Annotated in this window: 21 protein-coding genes; 14 read left to right on the plus strand and 7 right to left on the minus strand. The window is 68.2% G+C overall.

Translation table 11 applies throughout. The features are described from left to right. The first annotated feature begins 21 nt into the window (after positions 1-21). Positions 22-660, plus strand: a complete 639-nt coding sequence (locus tag BAU06_RS11815; RefSeq protein ID WP_066349201.1) for a glutathione S-transferase family protein — start codon at positions 22-24, stop codon at positions 658-660. 197 nt (positions 661-857) lie between these two features. Next, positions 858-2135: an MFS transporter gene (locus BAU06_RS11820; protein ID WP_082993642.1), complete on the plus strand. Its 1278-nt coding sequence runs from the start codon at positions 858-860 to the stop codon at positions 2133-2135. Between the two features lie 112 nt (positions 2136-2247). Here BAU06_RS11820 and BAU06_RS11825 read toward each other — a convergent pair whose 3' ends face one another. Together BAU06_RS11825 and BAU06_RS11830 are read right to left on the minus strand one after the other, a co-directional pair. After that, complete coding sequence (locus BAU06_RS11825; protein WP_066349202.1) at positions 2248-3141, minus strand: DMT family transporter; 894 nt, start codon at positions 3139-3141, stop codon at positions 2248-2250. Between the two features lie 22 nt (positions 3142-3163). Further along, positions 3164-3547 carry a DUF423 domain-containing protein gene (locus tag BAU06_RS11830; protein ID WP_066349204.1) on the minus strand — a complete coding sequence of 128 codons (384 nt, stop codon included), beginning with the start codon at positions 3545-3547 and terminating at the stop codon, positions 3164-3166. 410 nt (positions 3548-3957) lie between these two features. Here BAU06_RS11830 and BAU06_RS11835 point away from each other — a divergent pair, with 410 nt between their 5' ends. Both BAU06_RS11835 and BAU06_RS11840 read left to right on the plus strand, forming a co-directional pair. Further along, positions 3958-5691: an ABC transporter permease gene (locus tag BAU06_RS11835; RefSeq protein WP_066349205.1), complete on the plus strand. Its 1734-nt coding sequence runs from the start codon at positions 3958-3960 to the stop codon at positions 5689-5691. 4 nt (positions 5692-5695) lie between these two features. Further along, the gene (locus tag BAU06_RS11840) at positions 5696-7000 is read left to right on the plus strand and encodes an ABC transporter ATP-binding protein (RefSeq protein WP_066358908.1); all 1305 of its coding nucleotides are present in this window, start codon (positions 5696-5698) and stop codon (positions 6998-7000) included. A gap of 21 nt (positions 7001-7021) precedes the next feature. Here BAU06_RS11840 and BAU06_RS11845 read toward each other — a convergent pair whose 3' ends face one another. Next, positions 7022-8182 (minus strand): metallophosphoesterase, encoded by a 1161-nt coding sequence (locus BAU06_RS11845; protein WP_066358910.1) that lies wholly within the window; start codon positions 8180-8182, stop codon positions 7022-7024. 143 nt (positions 8183-8325) lie between these two features. Between BAU06_RS11845 and BAU06_RS11850 the strand changes: the two genes are divergently transcribed. After that, positions 8326-9297 carry a VTT domain-containing protein gene (locus BAU06_RS11850; RefSeq protein ID WP_066349208.1) on the plus strand — a complete coding sequence of 324 codons (972 nt, stop codon included), beginning with the start codon at positions 8326-8328 and terminating at the stop codon, positions 9295-9297. Positions 9298-9303: 6 nt separating this feature from the next. Next, complete coding sequence (xerD, locus tag BAU06_RS11855; protein ID WP_066349216.1) at positions 9304-10257, plus strand: site-specific tyrosine recombinase XerD; 954 nt, start codon at positions 9304-9306, stop codon at positions 10255-10257. A gap of 99 nt (positions 10258-10356) precedes the next feature. Here the strand turns inward: xerD and alkB are convergent, their stop codons facing one another. After that, positions 10357-11037, minus strand: coding sequence for a DNA oxidative demethylase AlkB (gene alkB / locus BAU06_RS11860; protein WP_066349218.1), 681 nt, complete (start codon positions 11035-11037; stop codon positions 10357-10359). A 75-nt stretch (positions 11038-11112) separates the two neighbouring features. Between alkB and BAU06_RS11865 the strand changes: the two genes are divergently transcribed. Then, positions 11113-11787, plus strand: a complete 675-nt coding sequence (locus BAU06_RS11865) for a carbonic anhydrase (RefSeq protein ID WP_066349222.1) — start codon at positions 11113-11115, stop codon at positions 11785-11787. A gap of 11 nt (positions 11788-11798) precedes the next feature. Next, the gene (locus BAU06_RS11870) at positions 11799-12629 is read left to right on the plus strand and encodes a MetQ/NlpA family ABC transporter substrate-binding protein (protein ID WP_082988159.1); all 831 of its coding nucleotides are present in this window, start codon (positions 11799-11801) and stop codon (positions 12627-12629) included. A 3-nt stretch (positions 12630-12632) separates the two neighbouring features. Here the strand turns inward: BAU06_RS11870 and BAU06_RS11875 are convergent, their stop codons facing one another. Further along, positions 12633-13694, minus strand: a complete 1062-nt coding sequence (locus BAU06_RS11875; protein WP_066349223.1) for an AI-2E family transporter — start codon at positions 13692-13694, stop codon at positions 12633-12635. A 110-nt stretch (positions 13695-13804) separates the two neighbouring features. Between BAU06_RS11875 and BAU06_RS11880 the strand changes: the two genes are divergently transcribed. Next, positions 13805-14209 (plus strand): transcriptional repressor, encoded by a 405-nt coding sequence (locus BAU06_RS11880; protein ID WP_066349224.1) that lies wholly within the window; start codon positions 13805-13807, stop codon positions 14207-14209. A gap of 10 nt (positions 14210-14219) precedes the next feature. Here the strand turns inward: BAU06_RS11880 and BAU06_RS11885 are convergent, their stop codons facing one another. Next, positions 14220-15110 (minus strand): LysR substrate-binding domain-containing protein, encoded by an 891-nt coding sequence (locus tag BAU06_RS11885; RefSeq protein WP_066349225.1) that lies wholly within the window; start codon positions 15108-15110, stop codon positions 14220-14222. A gap of 114 nt (positions 15111-15224) precedes the next feature. Between BAU06_RS11885 and BAU06_RS11890 the strand changes: the two genes are divergently transcribed. The 4 genes from BAU06_RS11890 to BAU06_RS11905 all read left to right on the plus strand — a co-directional run bounded on the left by BAU06_RS11890 (position 15225) and on the right by BAU06_RS11905 (position 18289). Beyond that, positions 15225-16217: a Bug family tripartite tricarboxylate transporter substrate binding protein gene (locus BAU06_RS11890; protein ID WP_066349227.1), complete on the plus strand. Its 993-nt coding sequence runs from the start codon at positions 15225-15227 to the stop codon at positions 16215-16217. A gap of 67 nt (positions 16218-16284) precedes the next feature. Then, on the plus strand, positions 16285-16977 hold the full coding sequence (locus BAU06_RS11895) for a 4-carboxy-4-hydroxy-2-oxoadipate aldolase/oxaloacetate decarboxylase (protein WP_066349228.1): 693 nt from the start codon (positions 16285-16287) through the stop codon (positions 16975-16977). 194 nt (positions 16978-17171) lie between these two features. Further along, entirely contained in the window at positions 17172-17753 is a 582-nt protein-coding gene (locus tag BAU06_RS11900) for a chromate transporter (RefSeq protein ID WP_231934051.1), read from the plus strand. After that, positions 17750-18289: a chromate transporter gene (locus BAU06_RS11905; RefSeq protein ID WP_066349230.1), complete on the plus strand. Its 540-nt coding sequence runs from the start codon at positions 17750-17752 to the stop codon at positions 18287-18289. Before BAU06_RS11900 ends, BAU06_RS11905 begins: the two co-directional genes overlap by 4 nt. A gap of 63 nt (positions 18290-18352) precedes the next feature. Here the strand turns inward: BAU06_RS11905 and BAU06_RS11910 are convergent, their stop codons facing one another. Next, positions 18353-18868, minus strand: a complete 516-nt coding sequence (locus BAU06_RS11910; RefSeq protein ID WP_066349231.1) for a winged helix-turn-helix transcriptional regulator — start codon at positions 18866-18868, stop codon at positions 18353-18355. A 156-nt stretch (positions 18869-19024) separates the two neighbouring features. On the opposite strand from BAU06_RS11910, the gene BAU06_RS11915 reads away from it, so the two are divergent. Continuing rightward, a complete protein-coding gene (locus BAU06_RS11915) occupies positions 19025-19810 on the plus strand; it encodes a phytanoyl-CoA dioxygenase family protein (RefSeq protein ID WP_066349232.1) in 786 nt (261 codons plus the stop codon). Positions 19811-19812: the final 2 nt, after the last annotated feature.

Consider the following 19812-nt stretch of genomic DNA (forward strand, 5'->3'; position numbering starts at 1 on the left):
GTCTCGCAGGGGAGCGCCGCCATGACGCAGTACGAATTGATCGGTTCGCGCGGTTGCGGCTCGGCCATCGTCGAGGCCGCGCTGCGCCTGTCCGGACTGGACGTCCGCCTTACGGATATTCCTTACCTCAAGCCCGGCCCGGGACGCGACCGGCTATTGCGCCTCAATCCGCTGGGACAGGTTCCCACGCTGATCCTGCCGGGTGGCGCGGTCATGACGGAAAGCGCCGCCATGATCCTGCACCTGAACGATGCGGCCCCCCACGCCAACCTGGCGCCGGCCTCCGGCAGCATGCAGCGGGCGCGCTTTTTCGAAATGCTGTTGCGGATGGCGGCGGCGGTCTATCCCACATTCACCTTCGGCGACGACCCGGCGCGCTGGACTGGCGAAGGCGAGGCCGCCCGCAAGCTGCGCGCGGCCACCGACAAGCGGCGCGAGATGCTCTGGCGCAGTATCGAAGAGCAGGTAAGCGAACCCCATGTGTTGGGGGATCAGTTGACCGCGCTGGATCTGTACATCACCGTCATGACGCACTGGCGCCCGCGCCGGGCCTGGTTCGACGAGCACTGCCCCCGCCTGGCCGCGGTGGCGGACCAGGCGGCGGGCCATCCGCGCGTGCGCGACGTGCTGCACCGGCATTTTTCCGGTGCCGGCGATTAGGACGCGGCCCTGGGCCACGCGCGGGTTCCGCGGGCCCGTCACACGGCTCGCGCGGCGGGCCACGATAAGGCGGCGCAGGCCGCGGGCCCCGGGCGGATTGGACAGGCGCTCTGAATCGTCCTACTGTTACGGGTTGCGGCGCGCCGCTTTTTTTGTCCGGGGACGTCCTCGGGCCGGTCGCCACGCTTCCTGTTTCCATGACTTCGCCATCGACCGGGCGCGACGCGCCGGACGGTACGGGCGCGCCGCCGCGGCACACGCGTGGCACGCCGGGTTACCGCAATACCAACTGGGCGCTGTTCGCCGCCGGTTTTTCCACTTTCTCGCTGATGTACTGCGTGCAGCCGCTGCTGCCGCTGTTCACGGACCACTTCGGCATCAGCCCGACGCAAAGCAGCCTGTCGCTGTCCCTGACCACGGGCCTGCTGGCGGTGGCGATCTTTATCGTGGGTTTCTGGTCCAGCCGTTTGCCGCGCAAGGGCGTCATGGCGGCGTCGCTGTTCGCCTCCGGCATCCTGACCCTGGCCGTGGCGCTCACGCCGACCTGGCAGGCGCTGCTCGCGGTGCGGGCGCTGCAAGGCCTGGTGCTGGGCGGCGTGCCGGCCGTCGCCATGGCCTACCTGGCGGAAGAGGTCGCGCCTTCGGACCTGGGATTCGCCATGGGGCTGTACATCGGCGGCAGCGCTTTCGGCGGCATGGCGGGCCGCGTCATGACGGGGCTGGTGGCGGATTATTTCGATTGGCGCGTGGCCATGATGGTCGTCGGGGTGCTGGGCATCGGCGCGGCCATCCTGTTCGCCATGAGCCTGCCGGCATCGCGGCATTTCACGCCGCAGCGCGGCGGCGGCTGGCGCGCGGCGCGCGCCGGGATCATGACGCACCTGGTGGACGCCAACCTGCTGTCGCTGTTCGCGCTGGGATTCCTGCTGATGGGCAGCTTCGTCACGGTCTACAACTACGCCGGCTTTCGCCTGCTGGCGCCGCCGTACTCGCTGAGCCAGGCCACCATCAGCGCGATCTTCACCGCCTACGTGGTGGGGATATTCGCCTCGGCGCTGTTCGGCCGGCTGGCCGACCGCCATGGCCGCGGCCTGATGCTTTGCCTGGGCGCGGGCACCATGCTGCTGGGTACCCTGCTGACGCTGTCTTCGATGCTGGGAGTAGTGATCGCGGGCGTGATCGTCGCCACCTTTGGATTCTTCGCCGCGCATTCCGTCGCCAGCGGCTGGGTGGGCCAGCTGGCGCGCGGCTACAAGGCGCAGGCGGCCTCGCTGTACCTGCTGGCGTATTACCTGGGGTCCAGCGTGCTGGGCTCGGTCGGCGGCAAGTGCTGGGAGCTGGCCGGGTGGAATGGCGTCGTCGCCTTGATCGCTGCCTTGCTGGTCCTGGGATTGGGCCTGGCCTGGCGGCTGTATGCGGTGGTCGGCGCCGATGCCGCCCGGGGCGCGGGCGCGGCGCCATCGAAGGCCAGGTGAACGCGGCGCCCGCGGGATGGCCGGCGCCCGGACGTCCTGCCTGGGCGCGAAGGCACGGTTTCACGCCTCCCCGCGGGCAGCGGCGCCTGTCCCGCCAACGCGCTGCGCGCCGCTACGTGTCGCGTCCCCGCTTCGGCCGTATCGCTTCGCGCAGGATGATGCTCAGTCCCGCGGCCACGATGATGGCCGCGCCGATACACGTCATCAGGTCCGGCGTTTCCTGCCAGATGACCCAGCCCAGCAGGCTGGCCCAGATCAGTCCGGTGTAGTCGAAGGGCGCCACCACCGAAGCCGGCGCGATGCGAAAGGCCTGCGTGATCAAGGTAAGCCCCAGGGTGCTGAACAAGGCCACGCCGGCGAAGAAAGGCCAGTGCGTGGCGTCCGGCGACCGCCAGAACCAGGGCAGGGTAGTGGCGCTGCAAACCAGTTGCGCGGCCACGATGTAGAAAGACATGGTCAGGAAGCTCTCGCCCGGGCCGATGGCCCGCGCGGTGATCATCATGACGGCATAGAGCATCGCCGTGACCAGCGGCAGCAGCGCCGCCGCCTGGAAGCTGGCCGTGCCGGGACGCACGATCAGGAGTACGCCGGCGAATCCCAGTGCCAGGGCGGTCCAGCGCGTGGCGTCGACGCGCTCCTTGAGCGCGAACACCGATAGCAGCGTGACGCACAGCGGCGCGGCGTAGGAAATCGCGGTCGCTTCCGCGAAGGGCAGGTAGCGCAGGCCGGAATAGAAAGCGGTGGCCGATACCACGTTGATCGCGCCGCGCAGCAGGTGGATGCCGGGATGGCGGGTGCGCAGCGCATGCCGACCGCCCAGTGCGACGACGATGGCCGCGATAAAGGGCAGGGCGATCACGCAGCGCAGAAACAGGATCTGCGTGGGCGGATACGTGCCGCCCAGCCACTTGGCGATGGCGTCGCTGATCGTCAGGCAAAGTATGCCGCACAGGATACAGACGATCCCGGTACCCGCCGTACTGCGAGCGGAAGAAGTTGGCGACATGGGGAGAACAATAGGTTCGGTGCTAGCCGGGCGGCATGGCGCGCACCGCGGCCCAGGCGACCAGTGCCCAGCCGGCCAGGAAAGCCGTGCCGCCCAGCGGCGTGATCGCGCCCAGCCAGCGGATGCCGGTGCCGGAGAGCAGGTACAGGCTGCCGCTGAACAGGATGATGCCGGCGAACATCAGCCAGCCAGCCGTCGTCCACAGGCCGGAGGCATAGCGCGGGGACAGGGCGGCGATCGCCAGCAGGCCGAGTGCGTGGGCAATGTGATAGGTGACCGCGGTTTGCCAGACCTGCAGCATTTCCGGGGTGAGGATGCGGCGCAGCCCGTGCGCGCCGAATGCGCCGGCGCCGACGGCCAGGAACATATTCAGGGCGCCGAGAAAAACGAAGACGCGGTCGATCATGGCGGGCTTTCCAGAGAGGACGGAAATCGTCCGTCCCCGATTCTACAACGGGCGCCCCGGGGGATATGGGCAGGCGCGGCCGGCGTGGCATGCGCGATTTCACGCCGTATTCGGTCGGGTCCCGCGGCCGCGCGATTCGCCTGCCCGTCGCGGAGCCCGGCGACGAACCGGGCATGCCGCGTCCGAGCCCTCCTCGACGGGACGCGCGGCCCGGCCATGCCCGCCCGGCCGGCGGCCTGATCCGCGCGCGCGGAGCCCCCGGCATATTCAGAATTTCGTCAAGTTTTTACGGTGGACGCTCTGCCGTGCCTCGTGATACCTTGCGCACGCCTTCGCGGGCGGGCCACGGTTGCCGCCGGAACCTGCCCCGCATCGGTCCGCCATTGTGTTTTTGCCTGCCGGAGCAGGGCATGTATCCGATTTTCGTCTCCAAGCCGGCGGGCCGGACCGCCGATGGCCGCGGTCCGAATCGCTGGGACTGGGCTTTATTGCCGCTGATCCTGGGCGTGCTCGCGGCGCTGGCATTCGGCGCCTCGCAGATGGCCAAGCCCTATGCGGTGGGCACGCCGCTGCCGATATCCCTCGATCCTTCCTATCTGCCGTATTACCTGCTGCGGACCACGCTGCGCATGTTCATGGCGCTGGGCGCCTCGCTGCTGTTCAGCTTTGCGTTCGCCGCCGTGGCGTCCAAGTCGCGCACCGCCGAAAAAATCCTGGTGCCGATGGTGGACATCCTGCAGTCCATACCCATCCTGGGCTTCCTGTCGATCACGGTTACGGGGTTCATCGCGCTGTTTCCCGGCAGCCTGCTGGGCGTGGAGTGCGCGGCCATCTTCGCCATCTTCACCTCGCAGGCGTGGAACATGGCCCTGAGCCTGTATCAATCGATGCGTACCGTGCCGTCGGAGCTGAACGAAGCCGCACGGGTATTCCGCCTTAGCGCGTGGCAGCGCTTCTGGCGGCTGGAACTGCCCTATGCGACGCCGGCGCTGCTCTGGAACATGATGCTCTCGATGTCGGGCGGATGGTTTTTCGTGGTGGCGTCCGAGGCGATCACCGTGTCCAACCAGGACATCAAGCTGCCCGGCATCGGCTCGTATATCGCGGTCGCCATCGATGCGCAGAACGTGCACGCCATCGTCTACGCGATCATCGCCATGGCGATCGGCATCCTGCTGTACGACCAGTTGTTCTTCCGACCGCTGCTGGCATGGGCCGACAAATTCCGCTTCGAGGAAACCCAGGGCAATACGGCCCAGCAGTCCTGGGTGCTGGATTGGCTGCGCCGCGGCCGGTTGACTCGCGCTTGCAGCGAAGCCCTGTCGCTGCAAGCGCAGCGCGTGCTGGGCTGGTTTCGCCGCGACTATGACGGCACCTCGGTCCGGGCGCGCGTGCGCAGCCGCAGTGCCTACGTCGAGCGCGCGGTGGATGCCGTCCTGACGGCCCTGGCCCTGATTGCCGTATGGCGGCTGGTGATCTTCGTCCATGCAGAGGTCGGCTGGGCCGAAGTGCTGCGCGTGTTCGGGCTGGGCCTGATCACGCTGGTGCGCGTGCTGGTGCTGATCTGCCTGGCATCGCTGGTCTGGGTGCCGGTGGGCATCATGATCGGCCTGCGGCCGGAATGGTCGCAACGCGTGCAGGCGGTGGCGCAACTGCTGGCGGCCTTTCCGTCCAATCTGCTGTTTCCGCTGGCCGTCATCGTTATCGTGGCCTTCCGGCTGAACCCGGAGATCTGGCTCAGTCCGCTGATCATCTTCGGCACGCAGTGGTATATCCTGTTCAACGTCGTGGCCGGGGCCACCACCATCCCCAGCGAACTGCGCTACGCCGCCGACAACCTGGGCCTGAAGGGGTGGCTGAAGTGGCGGCGTTTCTACCTGCCCGCCGTGTTCCCCAGCTTCGTGACTGGGGCGATCACCGCCAGCGGCGGATCCTGGAACGCCAGCATCGTGGCCGAGGTCGTCACCTGGGGCAAGACCACCCTGACGGCCACCGGCCTGGGCGGCTATATCGCCGACATGACCTCGCGCGGGGACTTCCCGCGTATCGCCCTGGGTATCGGCGTGATGTGTGTTTTCGTGATGGGCCTGAACCGGCTGCTGTGGCGCCGGCTGTACGTGTTGGCGGAAAAGTGGAGCAGATAGCATGATGGCCGACAAGAATCTGCTGGACCTGGCCGGCGTCAGCAAAATGTTCCGTACCGCCGACGGCGCCACGCGATCGGTGCTCGAAGGGGTGGACTTCCAGTTGCGCGAAGGCGAGATCGTCGCCTTGCTGGGGAAATCCGGCTCGGGCAAGTCCACGCTGCTGCGCATCATGGCGGGGCTGATTCCGGCGGACCATGGCAGCATCCATTACCGTGGGCAGCCGCTTTACGGCCCGGCCGCCGGCATCGCCATGGTTTTCCAGTCTTTCGCGCTGTTTCCCTGGCTGACCGTGCGCCAGAACGTGGCGCTGGGGCTGGAAGCCCAGGGCGTGCCGCCCGCCGAGCGCGAACAGCGCGCCGAGGCCGCGCTGGAGCTGATCGGCCTGGCCGGCTTCGGCGGCGCGCTGCCGCGCGAGCTGTCCGGCGGCATGCGGCAGCGCGTGGGCATCGCGCGCGCCTTGGCCACCAACCCCGACGTGCTCTTGATGGACGAGGCTTTCTCCGCCCTGGACGTGCTGACCGGCGAATCCCTGCGCGACGACATGCTGGAACTATGGGAAGAGCGCCGCATGGGCACGCGCGGCATCCTGGTGGTTTCGCACAATATCGAAGAGGCGGTCATGATGGCGGACCGCATCCTGATCTTCGCCAGCGATCCGGGCCGGGTGCGCGACGAAATCCACGTCACCCTGCCGCGTCCGCGCAATGCCGATTCGCCGGAGGTCCGGGCGCTGGTGGACCAGGTGTATTCGCTCATGACCGCCAAGCCCTTGCCCGCGACGGCGGCCGGCGCGCCCGCCGCGCCGGTGCACCAGGCCTATCGCCTGCCCGATGCCAACGTCGGCACCATGGAGGCCGTGCTGGAGCTGCTGTCGGAGCCGCCCCTGAACGGCCGCGCCGACCTGCCGCGCCTGGCCGAAGAGGCGGGCCTGCCCGACGAGGAACTCTTCCCCGCCTACGAGGCGCTGGGCTTGCTGGGCCTGGCGGTCGTCGAGCACGGCGACATCGCGCTGACTCCCGTGGGGCGCCGTTACGCCGGCGCGGAGCAGCAGGAACGCCAGGAGATTTTCGGCCGGCAGCTCCTGGCGCATATTCCGCTGGCGGCCAACATCTGCCACTCGCTGCGCCAGGAGCCCACCGGCGAATTGCCCGACAAGCAGTTCCTGGACATGCTGGAGGAATTCCTGAAGGCGGACGAGGCCGAGCGCGTCCTGAAAGTGGCCGTCGAATGGGGCCGCTACGGCGAAGTCTACGGCTACGACTATCACACCGGCCGGCTGCATCTGCCCTCGGTCCCCGCGGAATAGGGCCGGCGTCCCGCGGTCCTGTCAGCGCTGGCGCGCGGGGACCAGCCGGATCCGCGTGATTTCGGACGGCGCGCCGAAGCGCTTGGGCGGGCCCCAATAGCCCGTGCCGCGGCTGGTATAGACCCACAGCTTGCCCGTCTTCTTCAGGCCGGCGGTGAAAGGCTGCTGCAGGCGGACGAAGAAATTCCAGGGCAGGAATTGTCCCCCGTGCGTATGGCCGGAAATCTGCAGCGTGTAGCCGACCGGCTCGGCGGCCACCGCCGTGCGCGGCTGGTGCGCCAGCAGGATGCGGACCGCCGCGTCGGGCGGCGCGCCCAGCAGCGCGCCGCGCGGATCGCTGCGCTGGGCCGGATCGAATTGCCCGGCGCTGTAATCGGTGACGCCCGCCAGGACCAGCGGGACGCCGTTGTGCGAAATGACCACGTGGCGGTTCGACAGCACCGTCAGGCCCAGGCGCTGGAATTCCGTCACCCATTCCCGGGCCCCCGAGTAATACTCGTGGTTGCCGGTCACCAGGTAGGTCCCATAGCGGCCGACCAGGCCCGCGAGCGGGGCCGTATGCGGCGACAGCACGTCCACCGGGCCATCGACCACATCGCCGGTGATGGCGACGACGTCTGCCTGCATGGCATTGACGGCCGCCACGATGGCTTCCACGTAGGGCCGCCGGATCGTCGGGCCCACGTGCACATCGCTGATCTGCGCGATCGTGAAGCCGGACAGGGCGGGAGGCAGGCCCGCGATGGGGACGTCGACCGTGACCGTGCGCGCCAGCCGCCGGGCGTTGTACAGGCCCACCAGGGTGATGAGCACCGCCAGCACCGGCACGGCCAGCGCGGAAGCCGCGCGCACTTCCTGGAGATGCAGCGGCTGGCCGCCCAGGGCCCCGGCGGCCCAGGCGATGGCGAGCGCCACGTCGCGCAGCAGCGTCAGCACCAGCAGGGACGAGAAAAACCCCATTGCCATCAGGCCCGTCCACGCGGCGGGGCGCGACCAGCGCGGCGCCATCTGCCGGGCCCGCGCGCCCAGCGGGATCAGGACGCAGGACACGGCCAGGTAGAGCGCGGCCAACACCTGGACGGCCTCCGGCACGGGGGCGTCCGGTATCAGGCGCAGGCCGATGTAGACGTGCAGCAGGATGCCGATGGCAAGAATCCGGGTCAGGAGAGGAGGGCGGCGCATGCGGTTCTCCGCCGAATTGAAAAATATCCGGCGCGCCCTCATTATCCGATATGGTGCTGACGGGCCGCCGTATCGGTATGGCGGCCCGTCGCGCCGTTGTCCCACGCCGCCGGGGCGTGCCGCTTTACCTCACGAGAACCGCTTTGAAAGACATCGAGACCCTGCTGCTGGAGTACGGCCCGTTCCTGGTATTCCTGAACGTGCTGCTGGAGCAGGCCGGCCTGCCCATCCCGGCGTATCCCCTGCTGGTCGTGGCGGGCGCGCTGGTCCTGCATGGCGATCTGCCGTGGGCCGTCACGCTGGCCGCCGCCGTGCTGGCCTGCCTGATCGCCGACGCGGCCTGGTATGCCGGGGGCAAGCGCTTCGGCAGCGGCCTGCTCAACACCGTCTGCCGGGTGTCGATCTCGCGCGATTCCTGCATACGCCAGACCCAATCGCTGTACTGGCGTACCGGCCCGCGCATCCTGCTCGTGGCCAAGTTCCTGCCGGGCGCCAGCGCCCTGTCCACCGTGATGTCGGGCTTCGCCGGGCTGCGGTTCCGCAGCTTCCTGGCCTACGACGCGGCGGGCTCGCTGATCTGGGCCGGTTCGGCCCTGCTTATCGGCATCGCCTTCAATGACATGGTGGGCGACATCCTCGATATGCTGAGCGATTACGGGGTCTATGGGCTGGTCGCCATCGCCGTGGTGCTGGCCGGCTATCTGGCCTACCGCTGGGCGCGGCGCAAGCGCACGATACGGCGCTTCGCCCACGTGCGCCGGGTCACCCTCGATGAACTCGACGAAATGCAGGCGCAGGGCTGCGTGCCGGTGCTGCTGGACGTGCGCGCCGGCGGAGACGCCCCCCTGCCGGGCGCCATCGTGGTCGATCCGCGCGGGCCCATCGCCAAGGAACAGTGGCCGATGGACGCGCACATCGTGGTGTACTGCGCCTGCCCGGAGGAAATCTCCGCCGCGGTCCTGGCCGACCGCCTGCTCCGGGCGGGCTATCGCAATGTGTCCGCGCTGGCCGGCGGGTACAACGCCTGGGTCGCGCGCCAGCAGGCGGCACAAGCCGGCGCCGACGCCTCGCTGGACGCCACGGCGTCCGCCTCGGCGCGGGCTACCGGCGGCTGATCGCGCATGGCGGCTTCGCCTCCGCGCCGTACCGCCCCGGGCGATGCGCCGTCGCTGCAAAGCCGGCGCGACATCGATCCCAGCGTCGCGCAGTTCCTCGACGCCCTGTGGCTGGAAGACGGCCTGTCGCGCAACACGCTGGGCGCCTACCGCAACGATCTGGCGGCCTTCGACGTCTGGCTGCACGAAAACCACGGGCGCCGTATCTCCACGGCGCTGACCGGCGATATCGAAGGCTGGTTCGCCTCGGTACACGCCGATACCCGCCCGACCACCGCCAACCGGCGGCTGTCCGCCCTGCGGCGCTATTTCCAGTGGGCCCTGCGCGAACGCCTGGTCGCCCAGGACCCCTGCCTGGCCGTGCGTTCCGCCCGGCAGCCTTTGCGCACGCCCAAGACCCTGTCGGAGGCGCAGGTCGACGCCTTGCTGCGCGCGCCGCGCGTGGAAACCGAGCTCGGCCTGCGCGACAAGGCCATGCTCGAAACCCTGTACGCCACCGGCCTGCGGGTGTCCGAGCTCGTCGGCCTGGCGGCCCTGGATGTCAACCTGAACGAAGGCGTGGTGCGGGTGGTCGGCGGCAAGGGCGGCAAGGATCGCCTGGTGCCCCTGGGCGCGGAGGCCGCGCACTGGATCGACCGCTATGTGAAGCAGGCGCGTCCGCTGTTGCTGGCCGGGCGCCTGTGCGACGCCCTGTTCGTCACGGTACGCGGCGAGGCCATGCACCGCCAGACGTTCTGGCTGATGGTGGGCCGGTATGCGCGCGAGGCCGACATCCGCGCGCCGATCTCGCCGCACGTGCTGCGGCATGCCTTCGCCACCCACCTGGTCAACCATGGGGCGGACCTGCGCGTCGTGCAGATGCTGCTGGGCCACGCCGATATCTCGACCACGCAGATCTACACGCATGTCGCGCGCGAGCGCCTGAAGAGCCTGCACGCGCAGCATCATCCGCGCGGATGATGCGTGGGCGGGCGAATGCGGCGGGTCCGCCCGGCGGGGCGGGACCGGGGCCGCGCTTCGCGCCGGACCGCCCGCCGGCGCGAGCGCGGCCCCGGTCCGCTAGCGGGTTTTGCGGAAAGTCAGATTGACGCGGCTGGCGCCGGTGGCCGGATGCACGCCGTCGGGCAGGGGCGCGATGCCATGGAAAGCCAGCCGCGACGGCCCGCCCCATACGGCCACGTCGCCATGCACCACGGGAAAGCGGCGCGGGCGATCGCCGCGCTGCAGGCCGCCGAACAGGAAGGTCGCCGGCAAGCCCAGGGAAATGGACACGATGGGCGCGTCCAGGTCCAGTTCATCGCGGTCCTGGTGCAGCGTCAGCCGCGCACCCGGACGGTAAAGGTTGATCAGGCAGGCCTCCGGGGCGAAGCCGGCATAGCCGGCGCGTTCGGCGGCCTCTCGCGCCAGGGTGGACAGGACCTCCGGCATGGCGGGCCAGGGACGGCCGCTGAGGGGGTCTTCCGCACCGTAGCGGTAGCCGCGCCGGTCGGATATCCAGCCCTGGGCCCCGCAGTTGGTCATGGCCACGGACATGCGCTGGCCGCCAGGGGTGATCAGGTGCCGGAAAGGCGCCGATGCGGCGATGGCCTTGACCGCGGCCAGCACTTGCGGCGCGCGCGCGCAGGCATAGCGGCGCAGCAGCACCGCACCGGGGGCGATGGGTTCATCCCAGGGCGTTTCGTCGTCCGGGCTGCCGAACAGGTCGCCGGTGGACGGAGGCGGGAGTCCTTTGTCACGCATGCCCGCATTGTAGGCCGGCGGGGCAGCCCGACGGGGCGCTAGAATAGGCTTCGATTTCGATGCAGGCTGATCAGCATGAGCGATACCTTCAATTTCCCCAAGCGGCTTACCGCCGGCTACCAGGATTTCCTCGCGGGACGCTTTCCCGCCGAACGCAACCGCTTCCGCCAGCTGGCGGAAGGGCAAAGCCCGGAGATCATGGTCATCGGCTGTTGCGACTCGCGCGTGGCGCCTGAACTGATTTTCGACGCCGGCCCCGGCGAGATCTTCGTCCTGCGCAACGTCGCCAACCTGGTGCCGCCGTACGAGCCCGACTCGCATTACCACGGCACCAGTTCGGCCATCGAGTTCGCCGTCAATGGCTTGAACGTCAAGCATATCGTGGTCATGGGCCATGCCTCCTGTGGCGGCATCCGTTCGTACTACGACGACGCCGAGCCCCTGGCCAAGGGCGACTTCATCGGCAAATGGATGTCGCAGATCGAGGAAACCGCGCGCAAGGTGGACCGCACCGGCCAGCGGCAGGACGACCTGCGCCGCCTGGAACTGCGCGTCGTGGAGCACAGCCTGAAGAACCTGATGACGTTCCCCTATATCCGCCAGCGCGTGGAACGTGGCGAGCTGCAACTGCACGGCGCCTACTTCGGCGTGGCGACGGGGCTGCTTTTCATCCGCGATCCCCACTCGGGCGAATTCGTGCCGTTCGGCGAAGGCCCCGCGGACGACCTCGCGACCGGGCGCGCGGCCTGACGAACGCCGCCATGCCCGCGCCCGACCATCCGCCGCGACGTCGCGTCCTGCGCACCCTGGCCGGCGCGGCCGCCGGTCTCGCGGCCGCCCCCGTCAGGACGCTGGCGCAGCCGGCGCCGCTGCGCGTCGGCGTCATCGCCAGCGTCGCCAACGAAGCCACGGAAATCGCCATCGCGCAGGCCCGCGACCAGGGCGTCAACGCCAGGCTGGTGGAATTCGCCGATTGGGTCATGCCCAATGTCGCGGTCGCCGATGGCTCCATCGATGCCAACTTCTTCCAGCACCAGCCCTTCCTGGACTTGTTCAACCGCAGCCGGGCCGCCAACCTGGTGCCGGTGGCCTATGGCTATTCGACCACCATGGGCCTGTTTTCCAAGAAGGTGAAGCGCGGGGAACCCATTCCGCGCGGCGCGTCCATCGGTATCCCGGCCGATCCGGTCAACACCGGCCGGGCCTTGCTATTGCTGCAGTCCATGGGCTTGATCGCGTTGAAGCCCGGCGCCGCCGAACGCGCCACCTTGCTGGACGTGGAAAGCAATCCCATGGACCTGAAATTCGTGGCGATCGAAGGGGCGCAGGCCGCCCGCGCCTTCGACGATGTCACGGCCTCGGCCACCTATACCACCTTCGCCAAGCACGGCGGGCTGGATGAAAAAGACGGCCTGGCCTTCGACAACAACGACCCCGGCAATGTGCGCCGCTACGCCATACGCTGGGTGTCCCTGCCGGAACGCGCGCAGGATCCGCGGCTGTTGAAGCTTATCGCGGTGTACCAGGGGTCGGAGCAGGTCAAGGCGACCTTGCGGCGCCTGTACGGCGACCTGATCGACTTCCCCTGGTAAGCATCATTCCTCGTTGGGCGTATCGCCTTCCAGTGCGAAAAGATCCCACACCGCGGTGAACAGGGCCGCGATCAGGGGGCCGATCACGAAGCCGTTCAGGCCGAACAGCGCCATGCCGCCCAACGTGGAAATCAGGATGATCCAGTCCGGCAGCTTGGTGTCCTTGCCCACCAGGATGGGGCGCATGATGTTGTCCACCATGCCGATCACCAGCACGCAGAAGGCAATCAGCCCCACGCCTTGCCAGATCGCGCCGGTGACCAGGAAGTACACGGCCACCGGCACCCAGATCAGCGCCGCGCCGATGGCCGGCAGCAGCGACAGGAAAGCCATCAGCACGCCCCACAGCAACGAGCCCTGGATGCCCAGCACCCAGAAGGCCAGGCCCCCGAGCAGGCCCTGGGTGGCGGCCACCGCCACGTTGCCCTTGATGGTGGCGCGGATGACCGTGGTGAACTTGCGCGCCAGGTGCTGTTTGTAGGCCTCGCTCAGCGGGATCGCCCGGCTGATGCTGCGCGACAGGGTGGCGCCGTCGCGCAGCAGGAAGAACAGCAGGTAGAGCATGACGCCGAAGCTGACCACGAACTGGAAAGTGTCCTGCCCGATGCTGAAGGCCTGCGTGGCCAGGAACTGGCTGCCCTGGACGGTGGCCGCGCTGAGCTTCTGCTGCAGCCCGCGGACGTCGGCGATGTCGAAGCGGTCCAGCAAGGCATGCACGGAGGGCGGCAGGGCGTTCAGGATGCGCTCCAGGTACAGGCCGAAATTCAGGTCGCCGGAACGGATCTGCTGGTACAGCGCCGTGCCTTCCTGGACGAGCGAGCCGGTGATCAGGATGACCGGCAGAATGGCGATCAACACGCACAGCAGCAGGGTGATCAGCGCCGCCAGGTTGCGGCGCTTGCCCAGGCGCGCCAGCAGGCGGCGGTGCAGCGGGGAAAATATGATGGCCAGGATGGTGCCCCAGAACACGGCGCCGTAGAATGGCCACAGGATCCAGCCGAACGCGATCGATACCACGATCAGAAGGAACAGGAAGGTCCGGTAATGCAGGTTGGAATTGCTCATTGGTTGGGGATTCCCGCGATAGCGCGCACTGCCGGTTCGGTCCGGCGCCATGCGCATGATGCCATTGTCGCCGGGGCGCGGGCGGTTATCTTGGCAGGTGGAGGCCAGACATGACGGATTCGGTCGATCTTAAGGGTATCGGGCTCAAAGTCACATTCCCACGCCTGAAAATACTGGATCTGTTCCGCAACAGCGAGCAACGGCACCTCAGCGCCGAAGACGTCTATCGCCATCTGATGAACGAAGGCGTTGAAATGGGCCTGGCCACCGTCTATCGCGTGCTGACCCAGTTCGAACAGGCCGGGCTGCTCAAACGCAGCCAGCTTGGCGGCAACAAGGCCGTGTTCGAGTTGAACGACGGCGACCGGCATCATGGCCACCTGGTCAGCACCTCGACTGGCGACGTAGAGGAATTCGTCGATCCCGAAATCGAGCGGCGCCTGCGGCAGATCGCCGACGATATGGGCTATAGCCTGACCGAATTCACTATCACGATATTCGCCACGCCCAAATAAGGGCGCGGCGTCAGCTGGCGGCGGCCGTCTCGAAAAAGCGCGCGAGCAGCGGCGTGTCGTTGTCGTACCGGTGCGCCAGCAGGATCTGGCTGGCGGCGTCCGGCGTGTCCAGCGGGCGATAGACCACGCCGGGTATCCCCGTCCTGGCATAGGTTTCCGGCAGGATGGACACCCCCATCCCGGCCGCCACCAGGCCCACGATGGTGGCGCCTTCGCGCGCTTCCTGGCCGACCTGCAGGGCGAAGCCGGCACGGCTTGCCAGGACACCGACATGCTCGAACAGCCCGCAGCCCAGCCCGCGCGGGAACAGGATGAAGGACGAACCCGCCAGCGCCGCCACCGGCAGCGGCGCGTCCTCCCGCGCCAGGGGATGGCTGGCGGGCAGGGCGGCCATCAGCCGGTCGCTCCACAGCGTGACGACCCGGATATCCGGCGGCGGACAGAAGAGTATCGACGGGCGCAGGAAGCCGACGTCGATGCTGCGATCGGCCAGGGCCTGCAATTGCTGGCCGGTCGACATGTGCAGCAGATCGGCCCGGGCGGCGGGATGCCGGCTGCGGAAAGCCTGGACGATGCGCGGAAAGGCCTCGAACATCGGCACGGAGGCGGTGAACGCCACGCGGATTTCGCCCGCTTCGCCCTGCATGGCCTGGCGCACCACGTCGCCCGCCCGTTCCAGGTGCTGCAGGGCGCGGCGCGCCTGGTCCAGGAACAGCGTGCCCGCTTCGGTCAATTCCACGTGGCGCTTGGTCCGGCGCAGCAGCGTCGCCCCCAGTTCGTCTTCCAGGGATTTCACCTGCATGCTCAAGGGCGGCTGGCTGACGTGCAGGCGGCGGGCGGCCGCGCTGAAACTCAGTTCCTCGGCCACCGCCACGAAATAGCGGAGTTGGCGGAAATCCATGGTTATTTGAAAAGAATATGAATACGCAATGGAAAAAGTATTGGACGCTATGACTAAGGGTAAACCATTATAGAGGCTGCAATAGTCCGTAATCTTTTTAAACAGGAGACCCGAATGCGAGCAAGCAGCGCGCTTTCCAAGTTTTTCCGCGTTGCCGGCCTGGCGACCGCCGTCGCCTTTGCCGCAATACCGGGCATGAGCCAGGCAACCGACTATCCGTCCAAACCCATCAAGATCGTCGTCCCGTATGCGCCGGGCGGCGCGGTGGACATCGTCACCCGGCTGGTGGCCCAGAAGATGGGCGAAACGCTCAAGCAAAGCATTATCATCGACAACCGCCCGGGCGGCGCGACCAATATCGGCATGGACATCGTGGCCCGCGCCCCGGCCGATGGCTACACCCTGCTGACCTCGTCCAATTCCCTGGCCAGCAATGCCTCGCTGTTCAAGAACCTGAACTTCGACCCCGCCAAGGACCTGATTCCGGTGGGCGCCATCGGCTACGCGCCGCTGGTCGTCGTCGTGCCGGCGTCGTCGGAGTTCAAGGCGCTGCCCGACCTGATCGCCTACGGCAAGGCCAATCCCGACAAGCTGACCTACGGTACCGCCGGCAATGGCAGCTCGGGCCACCTGGCCAGCGAACTGCTGAAGAGCGAGGGCAAGTTCGAGGCCCTGCACGTGCCGTACAAGGGCGGCGCCCCCGCCATTACCGACATGCTGGGCGGCCGGATCAGCTTCATGGCGATCAATCCCGTCGAAGCCATTCCGCACATCAAGGCCGGCAAGATGACGGCGCTCGCCGTGCTGGACAACAAGCCTTCCGCGCTGCTTCCCGGCGTGCCGACCATCGCCTCGCTGGGCCTGCCCAACGCGGCTGCCTCGGTCTGGTGGGGCCTGTGCGCGCCCAAGGGCACGCCGGCCGACGTGGTGGCCACGCTGAATGCCGCCCTGCAGAAGGCGCTGGCCGATAGCGCCGTGCAGACGCGTTTGTCGGAACTGGGCGCCGTCACGACCCCCGGCAGCGCGGCGGATTTCGGCGCCTTCGTGCAGGCCGAGACCGTCAAGTGGTCGCGCGTGATCCAGTCGGCCAACATCAAGGCCGACTGATCGCCGTCCAGGGCATGGCATCGCGCGGGCCGCGGCAGCGGCCCGCGTTCTTTCTCCGGAGAGGTTCATGAGTTTCGCAGTTCGCAATATCCCGCGCGCCGACCGCGAGGTCATCGCGCGGCTGGCCGCCGCCGGCACCGCCACCGTCCATGAAGCGCAGGGCCGCGGCGGGCTGCTGCAGCCGTACATGCGGCCCATCCAGGCCGGCGCCGCGATCGGCGGCAGCGCGGTGACGGTGCTGGCCCATCCTGGCGACAACTGGATGCTGCACGTGGCCATCGAGCTCTGCCAGCCTGGCGACGTGATGGTCGTGGCCTGCAGCGCGCCCAATACCGACGGCATGTTCGGCGAACTGCTGGCGACCTCCATGCGCGCCCGCGGCATCGTGGGCCTGGTCATCGATGCCGGCTGCCGCGACGTGCAGGCCCTGAAGGACATGGGGTTTCCCGTGTGGTCCAAGGCGGTCTCGGCCAAGGGCACCATCAAGGCGACCCCCGGTTCGGTCAACCTGCCGGTGGTGTGCGCGGGCGCCATGGTGTCCGCCGGAGACGTGGTGGTGGCCGACGATGACGGCGTCGTCATCGTGCCGCGCCGCCGTGCGGGGGAGGTTGCCCAGGCTTGCGACGCGCGCCTGCAGAAGGAAGCCCTGAACCGCAAGCGCCTGGCCGCGGGGGAATTGGGGCTGGACATCTATGGCATGCGCGATAAGCTGCGCGAAGCCGGACTGGTATACGTGGATAGCGAGGCCGATCTGCCCTGATGGCGGACGAACCTCGTTGAAGGCCGGGCTCTGCCGACGCGCAGCCCGGCTTTTTTTTTATGCAGCCACGGAGTGCCGTGCTTTGCCACTCTTATATAATACATAAGACACCCCGCCCGGTCCGCCGTCCGCAGCCGTGGACGGCGGTGTCGAAGCCGTCCCCCGTCCCGCAACTTCTCCATGGATCTTCAGGCATGAAGCCCGCAGCCCATCCCGCAGCGCCCATGATCGAGCAGCCGCTCGCCGATCCTCCCACCGTCTGGCAGCTGTTCATCGGGTTTTTCTGGCTGGGCATGACGGCGTTCGGCGGCGCGCTGCCGCTGGCCCGCCGCATGGTGGTGGAAAAGCACAGGTGGATCTCCAGCGAAGAGTTCACCACGCTGCTGGGGCTGTGCCAGTTCCTTCCCGGCGGCAACATCATCAACCTGTCGGTCGCGCTGGGCATGCGCTTTCGCGGCGTGCCGGGGGCGGTGGGCGCGATGCTGGGCTTCGTGCTCGTGCCCACCATCGTGGTAATGATGCTGGGCGTGGTCTACGAGCATTACCAGGACGATCCGCACGTGAGGCACCTGTTCGCGGGGCTGGCGGCCGCGGCGGCGGGCCTGCTGATTTCGCTCACCTTCAAGATAGGCGCGCCCTTGCTGAAGAATCGCTGGGGCATGGCGGTCGCGGTGCTGTGCTTTATCGCCATCGCCGTGCTGCGCGTGCCGCTGCTGCCCACCATGCTGGTGCTGACGCCGCTCAGCATCCTGATCACCTGGAGGATGCGTCGATGACCACGGTCCTGATCCAGCTCGCCATCCTGTTCACGCAGTTGTCGCTGCTGGCCTTCGGTGGCGGCAATACCATTCTGCCGGAGATGCAGCGCCAGGTCGTCGACGTGCATCACTGGATGACGGCGGAAAACTTCACGGCGCTGTTCGCGCTGGCGCAGGCCGCGCCCGGCCCCAACCTGATGATCGTGCCCATGGTCGGCTGGCACATCGCGGGCTGGCAGGGCATGCTGGTCAGCAGCGTCGCCAAATTCGTGCCGTCCTCGCTGGTGACCATCCTGGTGATGCGCCTGTGGGACCGCTTCAAGGACAAGCCCTGGCGCGCGGTGGCGCAGACGGGGATTTTCCCCGTCACCGTGGGCTTGCTGGCGGCCAGCGCCGCCTTGATTACCGAAGCCTCCGTAGAGGGCTGGCTGCTGGGCGCCATCGTCGCCGCCGTCGCGGTGCTGGGGTGGCGCACCAGGCTGCACCCCCTGTGGCTGTTGCTGGGGGGCGCCCTGGTGGGATTGGCGGGAATGAACGTGCCGGGCGTGTCCTGAGCGCGGGGCCGTGCGCGGCGGCAATACCCAGGCGTATGAGCGGGCAGGGCCAGGTATCAGGTATCAGGTATCGCCGGCCGGTGCATCCGCCGCGAGCGATCCGCCGCCCGCCAGTCGCCGGATCAGGGCTTCGCTGGCCAGCGGGCCCGGTCGCATCGCATAGTCGGGCGCCCGCAGGGGTTTGCCGGTCTGCGGGTCGACCACGGCCGGTTCGACGATGCGGCCGGTGGCTTGTTCGGCGACGACCACGCGGGCGCCCTCCGGCGCGAAATGCCTGTTGCCCCACGCCAGCAGTGCCATCAGCACGGGTTGGAAATCGCGGCCTATCGCGGTGGGAACGTATTCGTATCGCGGCGGCCGTTCGCTATACAGGCGTTTTTCCAGCAGCCCCGATTGCACCAGCGAGGCCAGCCGGCGGGCCAGGATATTGGGCGCGATCTCCAGGCTTTTCTGGAACTGGTCGAAGCGCGTCAGGCCCTGCAGCGCGTCGCGCAGGATCAGGATGCTCCACCACTCGCCCACGCGTTCCAGGCCGCGGGCGACGGGGCATTCCATGGATCCGAAGTCTTTGCGCTGCATCCGCGAATTCTAGTGCCTGGCAAATGCCCGCCACAAGCGCGGCGGCCGCGATCCGCGGCGGCAGGGCTGCCTTGCGCGATGGCGTAAAATCCCGTGCGTGGCATGAAACCCTGGCGCATCGCCTGCCCGATGCGTGCTTCGCCTCCGGAAAACTCGATGTCTTCGCCGCTTACCCCTGCCCAACTCGCCGTCCTGCGGGAGCAGGGCTTCGTCGTCGCCCGCGCTTTCCTGCCCGCCGCGCGCCGCGATGCGCTGCGGGCGCTGGCCACCGCGCAACTGGAGCAGGCCGCCGCGCCGGTCGAATACGAGGCCGACCTGGCCTATCCCGGCGCCCCCGCGTCGCGCCAGGCCGAAGGCGGCGGTACGGTCCGGCGGCTGCTGGACGCCTATGCGCGCGACCCCCTGTTCGCCGCCTGGGCCACCGACCCGGCCGTCGCGGCCTCGCTGCAGCGCTATTTCGGCCAGCCGGCGGTGCTGTCGCGCGCCCATCACAACTGTGTCATGACCAAGCATCCGCGCTTCGGCAGCCTGACCGGCTGGCATCGCGACATCCGCTATTGGTCTTTCGACCGCGAAGACCTGGTGTCCACGTGGCTGGCCCTGGGCCCGGAGACCGCCCATAACGGCGGCTTGTGGCTGGTGCCCGGATCGCACGTCATGGATCTTCCCGCCGAACGCTTCGATGCCGCGCAATTTCTGCGCGAGGACCTGCCCGAGAATGCCGCGCTGATCGCCAGCGCGGTCACGCCGGAACTCGAACCCGGCGATGTTTTGTTTTTCCACTGCCGCACCTTGCACGCGGCGGGGCGCAACCAGAGCGACCAGGTCAAGTTTTCCGTAGTCCACACCTACCACGCCGCGGATACGCGCCCGATACCCGGCACACGTTCGGCGAGCAAGCCTGAAGCGGCCCTGCCTGAAGCGGCCCTGCCTTTAGGCTGAAT

The organism is Bordetella bronchialis, from assembly GCF_001676705.1.
Lineage (GTDB): Bacteria > Pseudomonadota > Gammaproteobacteria > Burkholderiales > Burkholderiaceae_B > Bordetella_C > Bordetella_C bronchialis.

What these genes read in the sequence shown, in the direction of transcription:
- BAU06_RS11875 (WP_066349223.1), bottom strand. Translation starts at nt 13,694, where the DNA reads ATGAGCAATTCCAACCTGCATTACCGGACCTTCCTGTTCCTTCTGATC.
- BAU06_RS11895 (WP_066349228.1), top strand. Translation starts at nt 16,285, where the DNA reads ATGAGTTTCGCAGTTCGCAATATCCCGCGCGCCGACCGCGAGGTCATC.
- BAU06_RS11820 (WP_082993642.1), top strand. Translation starts at nt 858, where the DNA reads ATGACTTCGCCATCGACCGGGCGCGACGCGCCGGACGGTACGGGCGCG.
- BAU06_RS11915 (WP_066349232.1), top strand. Translation starts at nt 19,025, where the DNA reads ATGTCTTCGCCGCTTACCCCTGCCCAACTCGCCGTCCTGCGGGAGCAG.
- BAU06_RS11900 (WP_231934051.1), top strand. Translation starts at nt 17,172, where the DNA reads ATGAAGCCCGCAGCCCATCCCGCAGCGCCCATGATCGAGCAGCCGCTC.
- BAU06_RS11830 (WP_066349204.1), bottom strand. Translation starts at nt 3,547, where the DNA reads ATGATCGACCGCGTCTTCGTTTTTCTCGGCGCCCTGAATATGTTCCTG.
- BAU06_RS11880 (WP_066349224.1), top strand. Translation starts at nt 13,805, where the DNA reads ATGACGGATTCGGTCGATCTTAAGGGTATCGGGCTCAAAGTCACATTC.
- BAU06_RS11905 (WP_066349230.1), top strand. Translation starts at nt 17,750, where the DNA reads ATGACCACGGTCCTGATCCAGCTCGCCATCCTGTTCACGCAGTTGTCG.
- BAU06_RS11865 (WP_066349222.1), top strand. Translation starts at nt 11,113, where the DNA reads ATGAGCGATACCTTCAATTTCCCCAAGCGGCTTACCGCCGGCTACCAG.
- BAU06_RS11845 (WP_066358910.1), bottom strand. Translation starts at nt 8,182, where the DNA reads ATGCGCCGCCCTCCTCTCCTGACCCGGATTCTTGCCATCGGCATCCTG.
- BAU06_RS11870 (WP_082988159.1), top strand. Translation starts at nt 11,799, where the DNA reads ATGCCCGCGCCCGACCATCCGCCGCGACGTCGCGTCCTGCGCACCCTG.
- BAU06_RS11825 (WP_066349202.1), bottom strand. Translation starts at nt 3,141, where the DNA reads ATGTCGCCAACTTCTTCCGCTCGCAGTACGGCGGGTACCGGGATCGTC.
- BAU06_RS11835 (WP_066349205.1), top strand. Translation starts at nt 3,958, where the DNA reads ATGTATCCGATTTTCGTCTCCAAGCCGGCGGGCCGGACCGCCGATGGC.
- alkB (WP_066349218.1), bottom strand. Translation starts at nt 11,037, where the DNA reads ATGCGTGACAAAGGACTCCCGCCTCCGTCCACCGGCGACCTGTTCGGC.
- BAU06_RS11815 (WP_066349201.1), top strand. Translation starts at nt 22, where the DNA reads ATGACGCAGTACGAATTGATCGGTTCGCGCGGTTGCGGCTCGGCCATC.
- BAU06_RS11910 (WP_066349231.1), bottom strand. Translation starts at nt 18,868, where the DNA reads ATGCAGCGCAAAGACTTCGGATCCATGGAATGCCCCGTCGCCCGCGGC.
- BAU06_RS11890 (WP_066349227.1), top strand. Translation starts at nt 15,225, where the DNA reads ATGCGAGCAAGCAGCGCGCTTTCCAAGTTTTTCCGCGTTGCCGGCCTG.
- BAU06_RS11885 (WP_066349225.1), bottom strand. Translation starts at nt 15,110, where the DNA reads ATGGATTTCCGCCAACTCCGCTATTTCGTGGCGGTGGCCGAGGAACTG.
- BAU06_RS11840 (WP_066358908.1), top strand. Translation starts at nt 5,696, where the DNA reads ATGGCCGACAAGAATCTGCTGGACCTGGCCGGCGTCAGCAAAATGTTC.
- xerD (WP_066349216.1), top strand. Translation starts at nt 9,304, where the DNA reads ATGGCGGCTTCGCCTCCGCGCCGTACCGCCCCGGGCGATGCGCCGTCG.